This window comes from Rhodococcus sp. ZPP, from assembly GCF_017656075.1.
GTDB lineage: Bacteria > Actinomycetota > Actinomycetes > Mycobacteriales > Mycobacteriaceae > Rhodococcus_F > Rhodococcus_F oxybenzonivorans.
In genome coordinates this window covers 1,509,319-1,524,041 of sequence record NZ_CP058638.1, presented here as the reverse complement: position 1 = coordinate 1,524,041, position 14,723 = coordinate 1,509,319, and the positions used below count along the sequence as shown (strand labels likewise).

Below are 14,723 nucleotides of genomic sequence, written 5' to 3'. Positions count from 1 at the left end.
ACAGGAACCAGAGACGCCCGTCGCCGGTCGTCCGTCGTGTTCGGTTGCCTCTCGGTGCCGGCTATAGGCCAGTAATCAGGATGTCCCGGCTTTGTCCGGGTCCGGAGCGAGTACCGTCCCGCCGAGCCAAAAGCACAACTCTAGAGCGTTCTCGAGTTCCAGCCGTCTTTCGCGCACGTTCCGGTCGAGCTGATCTTCGATTTTGTGGATCCTGTAGACGACGGAGTTCCGGTGCATGTGCAACGCAGTGGCGGTGGCGGCATAACTCCCACCGGCGCGAAGGAATTCACGCAGTGTAGTGCGTAGATCCTCGGCCGCCGGGTCATCAGCGGCTAACGGACCCAGAACGTCGGCGATCCAGGCGCGAGTCGCGCTGAGGTCGCTGCACATCAGCGCGACCGCGCCGATATCGGCAATGGAGATGATTCGTGGGGTCGGGACGCGCGAAGCCTGGGCAACAGTTCGAGCTTGATTGGCCTGCGAGTGAGTGCGGACGAACCCGGCGACGCCCTTCTGAGGTGCACCAACCGCCACCGAAACTGACTGGTCCCAATTCGTTGTGATCGAAGCAAATTTCTCGAGGTCGAGGTTGTCTTGTTGTCCGAGCGGTAGCCAAGCCCATCCGGTGTGTTCGTCGCGCGGCTCGAACAGCGGGTGGCCAGAGATGCCTAGGTGCCTGGCGAGTGCAATTACCGCTCCTTCATGATGACTCAGCTCGTCATCGGGCCTTTCGCTCCGTATTGTCCACGCGATCACCCCGATGTGGTATTGGTTGAGGCGGTAGCCAAGTGCTGCCTCGGCCGAGCCGATATCGATCGCTTGGTTGTCCAGTATGTCCTTGATACGTGCTGAACGGGAGGCGCTCCGCCGAAGCCGCCATGCATCTCGCTCAGCCTCATATGTCGTCAACAAATTCTGGGCAATCAGGTTGACGTGGGCAGATACCAGTGCGGTGATCTCCAATGCAGCCTGCGCGGTTACGGCCGCGTCGTCACTGCGGACCGCCAGCTCCCGAAGGCACCACCGAACAACACTGTCCTGGTACAGGCGGTAGGCGTGCTCCAGTGCGGTGATCGGAATCTCGCGTTGGGCGAGTAGTCGGGCAAGTTCATTCGCAGGTTCGGACGGATCAACCTGATCGATCTCGATTTCGTGTCGAAGTATTCGCATGGTGATGGCGAAGTTATGTGCGGCACCAGCGTTCAACTGTTCGACAATGGGCTCGTCGGCGGTGAATTCAGCGATCTCGGAGGTGAGTCGTGCGACGATCTCGTCCGCGATTCCAAGAGGCTTCTGTCCGCGGCCCTTGTGATGGCGAGGATCACTTCGTGGACACCGATGCCCGAATATGCCACCCACTCGCCGACGCCGTCAGCTCTCTTCATCCGCAAACTCATTTCTCGAACGTGTGACAAGAATACTGACCACCAGGCACCGAGGTTCGTCGATGGGCACCGCACGTCGTGCTGGGGCGCGCCCAAGCGATCGCGATGGCTGCGGCTCGGCCATGATCTCGACCGACGCAGTATTTGTTGACCGAGTCGTCCGCCGATGGCTTTGCATCATATGCATACCCGCCGGTCCACCCCTGGCGAAGCTGCGACTCACCCAGATTCGTTGGGCACTAAACCCCCGGCTCGTCCCGCTGTTAGCCATACCGTTTTAGTGCCCGACTGTCTCCCGGAGAAAAGCCAGATCATCGGCGAGTCCTTCGCCCGGCGTTTCGAGGACCACGGGTGCGCCTGCCGTGCGTACGACCTCGGCGAGCAGTTCCGGGTCGATGGTCCCGTCGGCCAGGTTGGCGTGCCGGTCCCGCGCGGAGTTGAACGCGTCCCGCGAGTTGTTGAGGTGCACGAGGTCGATGCGTCCGGTGATGGCCTTGATGCGCTCGACCACACCCACCAGGTCTTCACCGCCGGCCCAGGCGTGGCAGGTGTCGAGGCAGAAGCCGGCACCGAAGTCGCCGACCTCCTGCCACAACCGGTCGATCGCGTCGAAGTGGCGGGCCATCGCGAAGTCACCACCTGCCGTGTTCTCGATGAGGATCGGCACCGGGAAACCACCCTTATCGGCTTGGCGCTCGAAGAGTTTGCGCCAGTTGACGATCCCTTCGTTGACGTCCTCACCGTCGCGGACGTGGCCGCCATGCACCACCAGCCCGAATGCGCCGATGTCTGCGGCGGCCTGAGCCTGCTGTGCCACGGCGTTGCGCGATGGCATGCGGAGCCGGTTGTTGAGGCTCGCCACGTTGATCACGTAGGAGGAGTGGACGACGACGTCGATGGGGCTCTCGCGGATCTCGTCGGTCCGCGGGTGCGTGGGCGGTTTGTTCCACTTCTGGGGGTCGGTGAGGAACATCTGGATGATGTCGGCCCCGAGCCGCTCGCCGTATCCGATCGGATCGTCGTCCTGGCGGACATGTGCTCCTATGCGCATGCACTCAGGGTAGGGGGTGGGTGTCGGGTGTGGGGCGCAACACCTGGCCGGAGTGCGGGTCGATTCGGGACGCACGGACCCGGACACGCCGACACCCCTCGCTCCGTATGCGGGGCGAGGGGCTCTGTGTCGGCTGGTCTTTGTCAGGCGGGCGGCGGCGGTGGCGGCGGCGGTGGAGGGGGCGGCTGTGACGGTCCGCCGGGTGTCGAAGTGCAGAATTGGCAGCTGTCTCCGAGGTCCTTGGGTAGTGGCTTCGGATTCGGCTGATGGCAGTTGATCTTGCAGGGAGGCGCGGCGGAAGCCACAGCCGCCGGACCCACCATCCCGATCGACAATGCGGCGGCGGCTCCTACGAGCGCTGCGATCACGCGGGTTCGGGGTGAACGACTCTTCGACATCTGGTGTTCCTTCTCGGAGGCGGCGAGGGCGTCAGCTCGGCGTTTCTGACGTGATTCCATCCTGTGCGAGCGTGCTCGGTACCGATACCGACCCCGGGGTGAGGATCAGACCACCCTGCGCAGAGCAGGCATCCCTCAGTCGGCGACCCCGATGTCCTCGTTCCACAGGTCCGGCTGGGTTTCGATGAACTCGGTCATCAAGTCGATGCAGTGCTGATCGCGGAGAACCGTCACATCGACCCCGTGCTCTCGGAGCCATTCGTGCCCTCCGGTGAAGGTGACGCTCTCGCCGATGACGACCGCCCCGATGTTGAACTGGCGGATCAGTCCACTGCAGTACCAGCACGGCGACAGCGTCGTCACCATGACGGTCGAGCGATAGTCACGCTGACGTCCGGCGGCCCGGAAGGCATCGGTTTCACCGTGCACCGAGGGGTCGTCGTGTTGGACGCGACGGTTGCGGCCACTGCCGAGGAGGTCTCCGTTTCCGGCGAAGAGGGCGGCGCCGATCGGGATGCCGCCTTCCCGGGCGCCCAGTTCCGCTTGGGCAACCGCGGCCGCGAGCAACTCTTCCGGATCGAGGGTGAGCCGGGTGGGTTTGGGCGACGTCGACATCCGTCAGCGCTCCGCTGTTCCGGAACTCTGCAGTATTGCTATTGCCGCCCGCGTCATCATCGGAGCAAGCGACGGAAGGCTGTGCCCGTCACGCGCGCGCAGATTCGTGCGCAGCAGTTCGTCGAAGCCCCCGACAAGTAGCCGCAGAAGGTCGTCGGGCAGGTGGAGGAGCGTGCGATCTTGCTGACGGGCGAGCTGATGAAGTCCGCGCATTCGATCGAGAAGACTGTCGAACATCGCCTCGCGGGCCTGCCGAAGCTCGGGGGTGGCGAACGTCTGCACAGTGAGGGCATACGCTGCGCCGGGTTGTGCGGCCAGGACGTCGAGGTAGCGCTGAATGTGGGCGCGCAACTGCAGCTCCCAGGGCAGCGAGGTGTCTGTGGCCGCGTCGAGTTCTTCCGCCATGATCCGGGTCGCGAGCGCGCACACGGCGACGAAGCACTCACCCTTGTTCGCATAGAACTCGTAGAACGTGCGTCGGGACACGCGCGCGGAGGTGATGATGTCGGCCACTGTTGCTGCCGCGTAGCCCTTTTCGGCCAGAACGTCGAGGGCGGCAAAGTCGATGCGGTACCGCTGGGAGGCCGCTACCGCCGTCGGGTCGAGGCGATGGCGGCCTGCGGGAAGTGGCTCAATGGCTGTGGATCCTGCCGACTCGCGCATAGTGTCAGAGTAGACGTGCACCGAGCCTGTTCGGCGTCGCTACACGCGCGGCACCGTGTCGGCGCGGTGCCGGTGCGCGAATCGAAGAATTGAACTGTTTTCCAGAAACGCCGGTGTTTCTGGTGTGAAATACCTAGCATGTCGCGCATGGGTTCACACCGCTCGCACCGAGGTCGCCGGGTTGCCGCGTTAGCTGGAGTCCTCGTTGTCTGGCTCGTTGCCGCGCCCGCGGTCGCAGACCCGGTGACGGATTTCCTTTCCGTCCAACGCACAGCGGTCGATCGCGCCGAGTGCGGACCGGGGTCGGATCAGGAATCGGGGATGCAAGGGCAGGTGCCGCTCGCGGACCGCCGGAGTGGACGCAGTCAGGAACCGTACTCGTGCAACCTCGGACTGCTCGGCCAACTCCAGGGTCAAGGGGCGGGAATCGTCAGCGCCGCGTATGGCAACTGCGTGTATGTGGGATCGAATATTCCCACCCGGCTCGACCGTCCAGGCCCTGGCGTCCAGGTAGTGGATGTATCCGATCCGGCCCGCCCGCGTCACACCGGGACCCTGATCGAACCGCCGATGCAGGCCGGCACCTGGGAGTCGCTCAAGGTCGATCCGGGGCGCGGTCTGCTCGCGGGCACGGGCGTCGGACTGTTGACCGGCATCGGTGGATTCTCGATCTACGACGTTTCCCAGGACTGCACGCGTCCGCGGCTCCTCAATCCGGGGACGGGAACGCAGCTGTCGCTCCCGCTGCCGATCACGACGCACGAGGGCGGCTTCTCGCCGGACGGCCGAACATATTGGGCTGCAGGCACTGCCGGCGGCCAGTTGGCGGCTATCGACGTCAGCAACCCGGCCGAACCCCGCGTGGTCTGGACGGGCCTGACGGGTGTGTCGAATCACGGCTTCGGGATCACGCCTGATGGAAACCGCATGTATATCTCGACGCTGGCGGGCATCACCGTGCTGGACATCAGCGCCGTCCAGCGCCGCGATCTCTTTCCCGTGGTGCCGCACGTGGGCCGCAGACTGTGGTCGGACGGTCAGCTGACGCAGCACACCATCCCCATCACTGTGGACGGCGCACCGGTCATCTTCACCGTGGACGAAGGCGGATCCGGTGGCGTGAAGGTGATCGACTCGTCCGATGATGCGAATCTGCGCTTGATCAACACGATCAAACTCGAGGTGAACCTGCCGCAGAACATGGACGTGTGGGCCCAGGACAACGGTGGCAACGGTGCCTTCGGCTACGACGCGCACTACTGCAGTGTGGATCGGCCCGTGGACCCCACCGCGTTGGCTTGCGGCTGGATTCAGTCCGGTATTCGTGTCTTCGACGTCCGCGACCTGCAGGACATCAAGGAGATCGCGTACTTCGTCCCGCCGGGGCAACCGGACAAGGCCGGTCAGCTCGAGAACTCGACGCACGCGACCCTGGGATCGATAGTCGGCCTTCCGCTGATCGGATCGATCGCGGTCGCGCGGGCCGCACTGGAGGGCGATATCAATGGAGCGGACACGGTCGGGCCGGGCACCCGGCCGATCGGCATCGACATGTCCAGCGATTGGTGCATGTCGCCTCCCGAGTTTCGCGGCGACCAACTGTGGGTGACGTGCATGGACAACGGCTTCATGGCGCTGCAGTTCCAGAACGGTGTGTACCCGCTGACATGAAACGTCTTGCTCTGGCGGCCGTAGGCGTCGCGTGTGTCCTTCTCGGCGTGGTCATCGGGGCGTGGTGGCAGCACCAGCCCGACCAGCCGCGCGCCGCCACTGTGTCGCTCGAACCTCTGGAAGTGGGCTTCGCGCAGGACATGTCGAGCCATCACCTGCAGGCGATCGAACTGTGTCACGCCCTGGCGTCTCCGCGTGAGCCCATGATCGATGCACTGTGCACGCAGATCACCTCCGCCCAGAACCAGGAGATCGGTGTGCTCAGCGGCTGGCTCATGTTGCTCGACCAACCGCAGACTTCCCCGCAACCGATGGCGTGGATGGGAGCCGCCCATCACCACTCCGGCGCCCACATGCCTGGAATGGCGAGCTGGACCGAGATGGACGAGCTTCGTCGGCTCACGGGACCGGCGGCCGAGACGGCCTTCCTTCAGCTCATGATCCGCCACCATCGTGGTGGCCTCGACATGGCCTCCCACGCCGCCCAGCACGCCACCACGCGCGCGGTGGCGCAGCTGGCGACATCGATGATTAAAGAGCAGAGCGAGGAGATCGGCGTCATGGAGCCGCTGCTGGCGGCCCGCGGCGGCGAGCAGCTTCCGTACCCGTAATGCCGCTCCGGGGGCGCCGCCACTTCCGATGCACGCCGTCACAGCAGTGCATCCGCTGACACCCCGCTCGTCACAAACGTCGGCGACCGTCACCGCGTTGACGGACAAGCTGATTCCCCGGAACCACCATCGTTGATCCGGCCGGCGTGACGCCGAGTCATCTTGTGTGATCTACAGCCGCCCGGGTAATCGGACAGTGCCGGACCTTTCTAACCGAGGAGACACATCATGCCGCGGTCATCGATCAAAGACGAGAAGGTATACGAGGAAGTACGCAAGGACGGCGCGTCGAAGCAGAAAGCGGCGCGGATTGCGAACGCGGCCGCCAAGCGCGGGCGCTCCGGAACCGGCCGTAAGGGCGGAAAGTCGCAGTCGTACGAGGACTGGACCGTCGACGAGTTGAAGAAGAAGGCCAAGGATGTCGGACTATCCGGATACTCGTCGAAACGCAAAGGTGAGCTGATTGATGCCCTGCGAAACCACTGACGGCGGATGCCACCGTCCGCACCCGGCTGCGCCGTCGTGAGGGGCCTTTCACCACACGCGGAACTTCCTGTCGGACACGGTGAATCCGTGCCCGACATCGCTCGTGCAGGTAACGCCCGTCGTCTCTTCGACGTGACAGGTCAGATCGTTCACGCGTAGCGACCTGCCATACGGCAGAACGGTGGCCGGCGAACCGCCCAGCGGGTAGTACCGCGGATCACCCGCGCTGATGAACTGACCCGAGCGGGAACCAGTCACTTCGACGGCGTTGGGCGGTACCCGGATGTCGGGGGCGCCGGATCCGGGAACCTTCGGAGCCGACTCCGGCATCTGGCCGTGACAACCTGCCGTCGGGATGTCGCCGCCGGTCAGGATCGCGCAGTGAAACTTGGTGCTGGGCGTCGTGAAGTAGAAGCTCCCCGCCGCGGTACCCGCGTAACGCTGCGGATCGACTTCCGGGGTTCTCGCGGGCGCGCTCGTCACTGCACTGGGAACCACGCTCGGAGTTGAGGGGGCCGCACTCCGCATCGAAGTAGGAGGCGTCGGCGTGGTCGTTTTCGGCGGGGTAGTGGCGGAAAAGGTGGTCGACGGGGCGGCAGCGGTATCGGCGGATCCGCTCACCGAGCCTGCGCACCCGGTCATCAGCAACGCCGTGGTGAGCAGCAGCACTGCGCGGACCGAGAGACTCATGCGGAGAGCTTAGAACTGCGCCCGGCCGAAGCGGTCGCGGCGCGTCCGTCGACTTTCTGGGACAGTAGTGGGGAGCGATCTGCCCAGAAGCCGGTATCCAGGAGGTCCGATGTCGGAGAGCGGCCAGTCCCCGTACGGCGAGATCCCGCCGATGATCGACACCCACGAGGAGCGTAGGGCTCGGATTTCTTTCGAGGTTCGGCGTTGGTGTGAGCGAGCCACTATTTCGGGAACGCACCCGCCGTTGTCCGATCAGGCTGCCGTGCTGATCGCTGCCGGACACCTCGACGCGGCAACCCGGCAGGTGCTCGCGATCCGCCGTCGCACCGGCAGGACGATCCCATCGATCGGTGGGTTCGGCCACCTGCGTCTTCTGACGGACGAATACCACCAGGTGGTCCATCGTTGCGACACCCTGCGCCCCGGGCCGGCGCAGCTGCTCTTCAAGTACCGCGCCACCGAACTCGCCAGGAAATTGCAGGCATATCGGTCGGCAGTGGTGATGTCGACAGCGCATTACGGTAACGGTGTGCGGGCGATGCGCCGTGATCGGCGGGAGGGCGTCCATCTCGACCTCGAACAACGTGAGGCTCTTTTCCGTGCTCTACAGCGGACGCCGACACCGTTGACCGGAAGCGCCTTCGAGCGGGCTGCGAAAATCGCGCGCGGTACCGCTGCGGAGCGGATCGGCCAGGCGTCGCAGAACACTGTGATGGCGGCGGCCGGAAAAAGGGTGGCCGACGCTCTCGGCCGCGGCGTCGACCTCGACGAAGACACCTTCGCCGACGGTTACGACACGCTCCTCTACCTCGCCGGAATGCTGTACGACAGGATCGACGGGTCCCCGGTATGGCGCTCCGAGCACTTCGCTGTCCAGCGGCACCAACTCGACCTCGCCGACGAGCTGACGCAAATCGCTGTCGACACCGTGGCGTTGCGTGGCATTCGCCTCGAGCTCGACGACGCACTGCGCGTCACCCACTCCGACAGCGGTCGCCGGCAGATTCAACTCCGGCAGACTGCGCTGACGCCGGTCTGGGACCAGCTGGTGGACCGGGTTGCGGCGCTGGCGCGGATCGGTGACCTGCTCTCCAGAGCCGAAGTGCAATTGCGTTCCGTGCTGGCCGTCAATCGGGCCATGAGCCTGGACAGTCGAATCGACGACCTCATCGCCCGCTCAGGCGACCGGGAACTATCGGCCGTGAACACCCACCACGTGGGGGATCAGTTCGACGGGGTGGAGGAGCTGATGCTCACCTACCAGTCGGCGCTGTACGGCGACATCGCCGAACTGACGGCGTGGTCGGGGAGTCCCGAGCGCAAATAGACCCGCTGCATCGAGCCGGCGCGCACCCGTGTAACCAACCTAGGGCCGAGGCGCGATCATATGGCGATGTCGCCTCGCCGGTGTTCGATGGCGGCTTGCCGCTCGGATTCGGACATTCCTCCCCACACTCCGAAGGGCTCCTCGACAGCCAGCGCATGCTCTCGGCACTGGACGATCACCGGGCAACGGTTGCACAGCTGCTTGGCTCGCAGCTCGCGCTGCTTCCGGATGCGCCCGCGCTGTCCGTCCGGGTGGAAGAACAGCGACGAGTCGACGCCACGGCACAAGCCATGCACCTGCCACTCCCACACGTCCGACAGTGGCTTGGGAAGGTCCGTATATGAAGGCATGTGAACTCCTCGATCGTGACGTGACGTAGGTGGCGACGTTCTCGCCACCCGACGCTCACCCAGCCCGCACTGCTGGAGCGCGGTGAACATGTGAGGAAACCTGTACCCAGAAACGGGATGTGTCACGCACGCGTCAGAAAACTTTCACTGAGCGGCGTCGGCCATTGTCATTCGCCCGATGAACGAGGAGTCCCCTTCGGAGGCTCGGAATGTTCAACTTCCGATCAACCGGGTAATCGGCTGCCCACGACGCCGGGGAACACACGCCGCGGCAGTTAATGAAGGAAGAGCACATGGGCGAGGGGCACCCGATCGATCCAGCCAGCATGCTGGCCACCCACTTCCCGCGCGACCTCACCGACACGGTGATGAGCGGCGAGTCGGCCACCGTCGTACTCGACATCGCTGGTCACGGTCACTGGACCGTGTCGATCGACAGCGGTGTCGCAGAACTCCGCGGTGCGGACGGACCTCGCAAGCCCACGTGCACCATCCGGACCGACGCAGACACGCTCGCCGACGTCCTGATCGGCCGGCGTAGCGGGGTCGACGCGTTTCTGGACGGCGATCTCGTCACGCGCGGCAGCCTCGCGACCGTGCTTCAGATCGGCGGGGCGTTCGCGCCGGACGTCGAGTTGTCGACGCGGCCGCAGTCGCGGGAAGTCGACGCAGGCGGCGTGCGCACGGCCTACCTGGAGGCGGGCCGAGCCGACGCGCCGCCTGTCGTTCTCCTCCACGGCCTCGGTGCCACCAACGCATCCATGCTCCCGGTGCTGGCCGACCTGGCCGAGGACCACCGCGTCATCGCGCCCGACACCCCCGGGTTCGGTGCGTCGGAAGCACCGTGCTGGACCTACACCGCCCATCAGCTTTACTCCTGGCTTCGCGCTTTCCTCGATGCGGTCGACGCCCGCGGCGCCGTCGTCGTCGGCAACTCTCTCGGTGGCAGGCTCGCACTCGAGTTGGCCATGCACGATCCGGAGGCGGTCGCCAAGCTGGCCCTGCTCTGTCCGTCACCGGCGTTCCGCCGATTCCGGCAGTTGGTACCACTCGTCAAGTTGCTGCCTGTGGATGTGGCGCGCCTACCCGCGGCCCCCGTGCCGCGCCCTGTTGTGATGGCGGGCGTGAAGGCGATGTTCGCCGACCCGAGCCGAGTGCCACAGAGCTGGTTCGACGCTGCCGTCGACGAATTCGAGATTGCCATGAGCTCCGGTGCACACCGTCGCGCTGCGCTGTCGGCCTTGTTCAACATCTACACCGAGGAAGCGTTCGGCGATACCGGGTTCTGGGGACGACTCCCCAACCTTCGGACACCCGCGTTGTTCCTGTGGGGAAGCGAGGACCGGCTCGTTCCGGCCAGCTTCGCTCGCCACGTCAGCGAGGCGATGCCTACCGCGGAATCGGTGGTGATTCCTCATTGCGGGCACGTTCCTCAGCTGGAGCTGCCCGCTCTGACGATGCAACTGGTCCGCGAATTCCTGAGCTCGGGGCGCACTCCGAGCGCGCAGGCGTCGACCGAGTATGACTTGGCTCTGGGCTGAGCTCGGGCACTCTCCCGCATCAACACCAGCGGCCAGGTGTATCGCGCATCCGCTGACCGATCGTGCGGTCGGCATGGCCACCGGCAATATCGGCAAGCATGCGGGAGCGCTTGACGACCCGCACGTCCCACCACGGCGGGCGACATGCTTTGCCACGCGCTTGTGCCACATGGGTTTCGCCGTCACTAACGGGTGATCTTGTCGGTCGAGCCGGCGAAGTGCCGGACGTTCCTGCAGTTTCCTGACAGTAAACAACGCTGCTAGGATGCGGGACGTGACGACTCGACCGGAGACCGGGGTTCACCGTGACACGGGTGATCCCGCGCCCGTCGAGCGTGAGGTGCCGTCCGATACGCCGACCGGCCCTGATCTCGAGAAGGTGATCGGCAAGCAGGTGCGCGCGCTCCGCAAGGCCAGTGGGCTTTCCGTGGGGGACATGGCGGCAAAAGTCGGGATCTCGAAGGCGATGTTGTCGAAGATCGAAAACTCGCAGACCTCGTGCAGTCTGTCGACGTTGGCGCGGCTGGCGGCGGGACTGGACGTACCCGTGACCTCACTCTTCCGGGGTGCGGACGCTGCCCGCGACGCCGTGTACGTGGAGGCGGGCCACGGTGCGGTCATCGTCGGGCGAGGGACCCGGGTGGGGCATCACTACGAACTTCTCGGCGCACTGCGCGGGCAGCACAAGCGACTCGAGCCGGTGCTGGTCACGCTCACCGACGCCAGCGAGACGTTTCCGCTGTTCCAGCACGCCGGCACCGAACTGCTCTACATGCTCGAGGGTGTCATGGTCTATGGGCATGGTGAGGCCGAGTACACGCTGCGGCCGGGGGATTCGCTGCTCCTCGACGGTGAAGGTTTGCACGGTCCCAACGATCTCGTGCGGTTGCCGATCCGATTTCTCGCGGTCACCGCATATCCCGACCACCACGAGGACTGACGCGGTCATCGGACTTTCTACCTTCCTCCGCCTCCGCGCCGGGCGTAGAGTGGCGGTTGGTTCGAAAGGTCGTGGTTACGGTGTTAGCGACAGTTCAGATAGCGTCCGACGACGGGTCCGCGCTGCCCTTCGATCGTCTGGAGCCGGTTTACCTGGCCACCGCGGGCGCGATCGGGCTCTACTACTTCGACTACGGCACCGATGCGCGGATGAGCTCGGACGAGCTCGGCGACTTCTACCTCATTCAGATCCCGCTGTCGGGTACGGCCCGAATTACCTCTGGCGCTGAGGAGTTCGATTCGACGATGTCGGTCGCGTCGATTCTGCAGCCGGGGCGCCCCGCGACCATGCAGTGGCATGAAGGGCAAACTCAGCTGATCATCCGGCTGGCGCGCGAAGGTCTCGAGGAGCACTTGGAGGAAATCCTGGGAAGCCCTCTCGCTGAACCCCTGATATTCGAGCCGCAGATGGAACTCGGAAGCCCCGCAATCCGCGGCTGGCGTGAGGCGGTCGAACTTCTGGAGCACGAGGTGGCGAATCATGATCCGATGACTGCAGATTCGGCCGCCATGGAGGAATTCGACACGATCTTGCTGAGTCAGTTCCTGTCCGCTCAGCCGAACAACTACAGCGCGAGGCTGCGGAGTCTGGCTCAGAGTCTGACCTAGCTGATCACACGGTGGCCCTGCCTCGCGGAGTGCTGCGGGGTAGGGCCACCGGCTGTGTCGCGACCGGGATCAGGCCTTCGCGGGGTCCGCCGCCCTGGTCGTGATTGCTTCCGCACCGAGTACCGCGTCGGTGCCGTGTTTCGAGGCGCCGGTCAGGCCGACGGCGTCGAGTACGTAGGCCGTCTCGCCGTGCACGGACACGTCGAGGCCGTCGTATTCGCTGTCCTGGTCGGCGCGGATGCCCATGAACTTCTTCAGTGCCGCGGCGATCACCAGCGTGACGATGAAGCAGTAGCCGACAACGGCTGCCACGGCAACACATTGGCGCCACAGCACGTCGACACCGCCGCCGTAGAAGAGTCCCGCGGCGCCGCTGGGTGCGGCCGGATCTGCGAGGAATCCGATCAGAACAGTGCCGAGGATGCCGCCGACGAGGTGCACGCCGACGACGTCGAGCGCATCGTCGTAGCCGAGCCGGTACTTCCAGGACACCGCGAAGCAGCAGACTGCGCCGGCAGCGCCTCCGACGACCAGAGCGCCGAGCGGTGACACGGCGCCACAGGCGGGTGTGATGGCGACCAGTGCTGCGATCAGACCCGACGCGGCGCCCAGCGACGTGGCGTGGCCTTCACGCAGTTTCTCGACGGCCAGCCAGGCGCAGATGCCCGCGCACGCCGCGGCGACGGTGTTGAGAATGACGACGGACGCGCTGTTTCCGGCGGAGAGCGCCGAGCCGCCGTTGAATCCGAACCAGCCGAAGAACAGGATGCCGGCGCCGAGCATGGTCAGGGGAAGGCTGTGCGGGCGGGGCGAGACGGGGAACGTCTTGCGGGCCCCGAGGACCAGGACGACGGCGAGAGCAGCCACGCCGGCGTTGATGTGCACGGCGGTGCCGCCGGCGAAGTCGATCGCGCCGAGGGTGTTGGCGATCCATCCGCCGATCACCGATCCGTCGGCGGAGTCGAACGCGAACACCCAGTGGGCGACGGGGAAGTAGACGAACGTTGCCCACAGTCCGGCGAACAGCATCCAGGCGCCGAATCTCATCCGGTCGGCCAGCGCACCCGAGATGAGTGCCACGGTGATGCCGGCGAACAACAGCTGGAAGCCTGAGATCAACGCGGGCGGCAGTCCGGGTTCGGCCGGCGCCTCCAGCAGCGCGCTGGAGCCGAAGAACTCGAGGGGGTCGCCGAGGAGGCCGAGACCGCCGAGGGAGTTGCCCAGCACGGCGGAGTAGCCGAACACGATCCACAGCACGCCGACGACGGCGAATGCGCCGAACGTCATCATGGCCATGTTGAGCGTATTGCGCACGCTGACCATTCCGCCGTAGAACATGGCCAGGCCCGGCACCATGAGGCTCACTGCCGTGAAGGCCGCCAGAATCCAGGCAGTGTCGGCCGCAGCGACTGCTGCTTCGTTCATAGTCGTCCACCTTGATCGAGGAGGGCATGACACCGATGTGTCCGCCTTTGGGAATCAATGTCTATCAACAGTGAACCAAAGTGAAGATTGCCGATGTGGTGCGCCGCGTGACGACTATGTAACCGATTCGCTGTGACTGCGCACGAATTCGCACGCGAAGGTGTGCGGACGAGTAGCAAATAGGACGCACGATCTATTAACATCGTATCGTGACAGTAGACGCTCGTGGCGAGAGATCGTGATCGCAGTGCGGGAGGCCCGCATCATCGGGCGAGCGGATCACCGGACCACGCCGTGGGCCAACGGCGCAGGCACCACCGCGGAGATCGCCGCCGGTGCCGTGTCCCGGTGGCGGTTCAGCGTCGCGACGCTCGAGGCGAATTCGACGTTCTCATCGTTTCCCGGGGTGGATCGGATCTTCACGGTGATCGGCGACCATCCCGCGTCACTCGACCTCGGCGACGGCCCCACCCTGATTCCGCGCCTCAGTCCGACGGCCTTCGCCGGCGAGTGCAGCCCCGACTGCGTGACGGAGGGGCCGACCGAGGCGTTCAACGTCATGGTCGACAGGTCCACCACGGCCGCGTCCGTGGACATCGTCGACATCGGAGCGGCGCAGGCCGTGACCGCCGACGGGCGCCTGGCCGCCCTCGTCCTGGTCCTCATGGGGCGGCTGACGACGGACCTCGGTCCTGTCGGCCCGGGCGATTGCCTCCTCGTCGAGCAAGGGTCGGTGCGGCTGTCCGGGCAGGCGTCTGTCGCGGTGGCGGAGATCCTCGACCGCACGTGAGTGGCAAGGCATGCGGGGGAACACCTTTCGACTCATCTGAGGAATCACCTTGCGGTAGAGAGTATTCGGCGTAGCCGCTCGATCGCGCGTTCGGTTGCGGGGCGGTCCTTCG

Annotated in this window: 15 protein-coding genes; 8 read left to right on the top strand and 7 right to left on the bottom strand. The window is 65.3% G+C overall.

Annotated elements, in window-relative coordinates:
- Nucleotides 1-75: 75 nt before the first annotated feature.
- The 4 genes from HYG77_RS07170 to HYG77_RS07155 form a co-directional block, all read right to left on the bottom strand.
- A complete protein-coding gene (locus HYG77_RS07170) occupies nucleotides 76-1,359 on the bottom strand; it encodes a helix-turn-helix domain-containing protein (protein ID WP_208962282.1) in 1,284 nt (427 codons plus the stop codon).
- Between the two features lie 303 nt (nucleotides 1,360-1,662).
- Nucleotides 1,663-2,436, bottom strand: a complete 774-nt coding sequence (locus HYG77_RS07165) for a deoxyribonuclease IV (protein ID WP_208962281.1) — start codon at nucleotides 2,434-2,436, stop codon at nucleotides 1,663-1,665.
- A gap of 533 nt (nucleotides 2,437-2,969) precedes the next feature.
- Entirely contained in the window at nucleotides 2,970-3,449 is a 480-nt protein-coding gene (locus HYG77_RS07160) for a nucleoside deaminase (protein WP_109328138.1), read from the bottom strand.
- Nucleotides 3,450-3,452: 3 nt separating this feature from the next.
- The gene (locus HYG77_RS07155; protein ID WP_208962280.1) at nucleotides 3,453-4,112 is read right to left on the bottom strand and encodes a TetR/AcrR family transcriptional regulator; all 660 of its coding nucleotides are present in this window, start codon (nucleotides 4,110-4,112) and stop codon (nucleotides 3,453-3,455) included.
- A gap of 147 nt (nucleotides 4,113-4,259) precedes the next feature.
- On the opposite strand from HYG77_RS07155, the gene HYG77_RS07150 reads away from it, so the two are divergent.
- From HYG77_RS07150 to HYG77_RS07140, 3 genes are all read left to right on the top strand, one after another.
- Entirely contained in the window at nucleotides 4,260-5,783 is a 1,524-nt protein-coding gene (locus HYG77_RS07150) for a hypothetical protein (RefSeq protein WP_208962279.1), read from the top strand.
- Nucleotides 5,780-6,394: a DUF305 domain-containing protein gene (locus HYG77_RS07145; protein ID WP_208962278.1), complete on the top strand. Its 615-nt coding sequence runs from the start codon at nucleotides 5,780-5,782 to the stop codon at nucleotides 6,392-6,394. Before HYG77_RS07150 ends, HYG77_RS07145 begins: the two co-directional genes overlap by 4 nt.
- Before the next feature lie 228 nt (nucleotides 6,395-6,622).
- Entirely contained in the window at nucleotides 6,623-6,880 is a 258-nt protein-coding gene (locus HYG77_RS07140; protein WP_109328146.1) for a Rho termination factor N-terminal domain-containing protein, read from the top strand.
- Nucleotides 6,881-6,928: 48 nt separating this feature from the next.
- Here the strand turns inward: HYG77_RS07140 and HYG77_RS07135 are convergent, their stop codons facing one another.
- Nucleotides 6,929-7,570 (bottom strand): hypothetical protein, encoded by a 642-nt coding sequence (locus tag HYG77_RS07135; protein ID WP_208962277.1) that lies wholly within the window; start codon nucleotides 7,568-7,570, stop codon nucleotides 6,929-6,931.
- 109 nt (nucleotides 7,571-7,679) lie between these two features.
- Between HYG77_RS07135 and HYG77_RS07130 the strand changes: the two genes are divergently transcribed.
- Nucleotides 7,680-8,897: a hypothetical protein gene (locus HYG77_RS07130; protein WP_244373522.1), complete on the top strand. Its 1,218-nt coding sequence runs from the start codon at nucleotides 7,680-7,682 to the stop codon at nucleotides 8,895-8,897.
- Nucleotides 8,898-8,953: 56 nt separating this feature from the next.
- Here HYG77_RS07130 and HYG77_RS07125 read toward each other — a convergent pair whose 3' ends face one another.
- Nucleotides 8,954-9,247 (bottom strand): WhiB family transcriptional regulator, encoded by a 294-nt coding sequence (locus tag HYG77_RS07125; protein WP_109328148.1) that lies wholly within the window; start codon nucleotides 9,245-9,247, stop codon nucleotides 8,954-8,956.
- 293 nt (nucleotides 9,248-9,540) lie between these two features.
- Between HYG77_RS07125 and HYG77_RS07120 the strand changes: the two genes are divergently transcribed.
- The 3 genes from HYG77_RS07120 (at nucleotide 9,541) to HYG77_RS07110 (ending at nucleotide 12,396) form a co-directional block, all read left to right on the top strand.
- Entirely contained in the window at nucleotides 9,541-10,788 is a 1,248-nt protein-coding gene (locus tag HYG77_RS07120) for an alpha/beta fold hydrolase (protein WP_208962276.1), read from the top strand.
- A 274-nt stretch (nucleotides 10,789-11,062) separates the two neighbouring features.
- A complete protein-coding gene (locus HYG77_RS07115) occupies nucleotides 11,063-11,728 on the top strand; it encodes an XRE family transcriptional regulator (RefSeq protein ID WP_109328151.1) in 666 nt (221 codons plus the stop codon).
- Between the two features lie 71 nt (nucleotides 11,729-11,799).
- The gene (locus HYG77_RS07110) at nucleotides 11,800-12,396 is read left to right on the top strand and encodes a transcriptional regulator (protein ID WP_208962275.1); all 597 of its coding nucleotides are present in this window, start codon (nucleotides 11,800-11,802) and stop codon (nucleotides 12,394-12,396) included.
- A 69-nt stretch (nucleotides 12,397-12,465) separates the two neighbouring features.
- Here HYG77_RS07110 and HYG77_RS07105 read toward each other — a convergent pair whose 3' ends face one another.
- Nucleotides 12,466-13,821, bottom strand: coding sequence for an ammonium transporter (locus HYG77_RS07105; protein WP_208962274.1), 1,356 nt, complete (start codon nucleotides 13,819-13,821; stop codon nucleotides 12,466-12,468).
- 238 nt (nucleotides 13,822-14,059) lie between these two features.
- Here HYG77_RS07105 and HYG77_RS07100 point away from each other — a divergent pair, with 238 nt between their 5' ends.
- Nucleotides 14,060-14,611 (top strand): HutD family protein, encoded by a 552-nt coding sequence (locus HYG77_RS07100; RefSeq protein WP_208962273.1) that lies wholly within the window; start codon nucleotides 14,060-14,062, stop codon nucleotides 14,609-14,611.
- Nucleotides 14,612-14,723 lie beyond the last annotated feature (112 nt).

Bases quoted from the DNA above. Each gene is read 5' to 3' on its own strand.
- HYG77_RS07125 (WP_109328148.1), bottom strand. From the start codon at position 9,247: ATGCCTTCATATACGGACCTTCCCAAGCCACTGTCGGACGTGTGGGAG.
- HYG77_RS07165 (WP_208962281.1), bottom strand. From the start codon at position 2,436: ATGCGCATAGGAGCACATGTCCGCCAGGACGACGATCCGATCGGATAC.
- HYG77_RS07150 (WP_208962279.1), top strand. From the start codon at position 4,260: ATGGGTTCACACCGCTCGCACCGAGGTCGCCGGGTTGCCGCGTTAGCT.
- HYG77_RS07120 (WP_208962276.1), top strand. From the start codon at position 9,541: ATGGGCGAGGGGCACCCGATCGATCCAGCCAGCATGCTGGCCACCCAC.
- HYG77_RS07105 (WP_208962274.1), bottom strand. From the start codon at position 13,821: ATGAACGAAGCAGCAGTCGCTGCGGCCGACACTGCCTGGATTCTGGCG.
- HYG77_RS07160 (WP_109328138.1), bottom strand. From the start codon at position 3,449: ATGTCGACGTCGCCCAAACCCACCCGGCTCACCCTCGATCCGGAAGAG.
- HYG77_RS07155 (WP_208962280.1), bottom strand. From the start codon at position 4,112: ATGCGCGAGTCGGCAGGATCCACAGCCATTGAGCCACTTCCCGCAGGC.
- HYG77_RS07135 (WP_208962277.1), bottom strand. From the start codon at position 7,570: ATGAGTCTCTCGGTCCGCGCAGTGCTGCTGCTCACCACGGCGTTGCTG.
- HYG77_RS07145 (WP_208962278.1), top strand. From the start codon at position 5,780: ATGAAACGTCTTGCTCTGGCGGCCGTAGGCGTCGCGTGTGTCCTTCTC.
- HYG77_RS07140 (WP_109328146.1), top strand. From the start codon at position 6,623: ATGCCGCGGTCATCGATCAAAGACGAGAAGGTATACGAGGAAGTACGC.
- HYG77_RS07130 (WP_244373522.1), top strand. From the start codon at position 7,680: ATGTCGGAGAGCGGCCAGTCCCCGTACGGCGAGATCCCGCCGATGATC.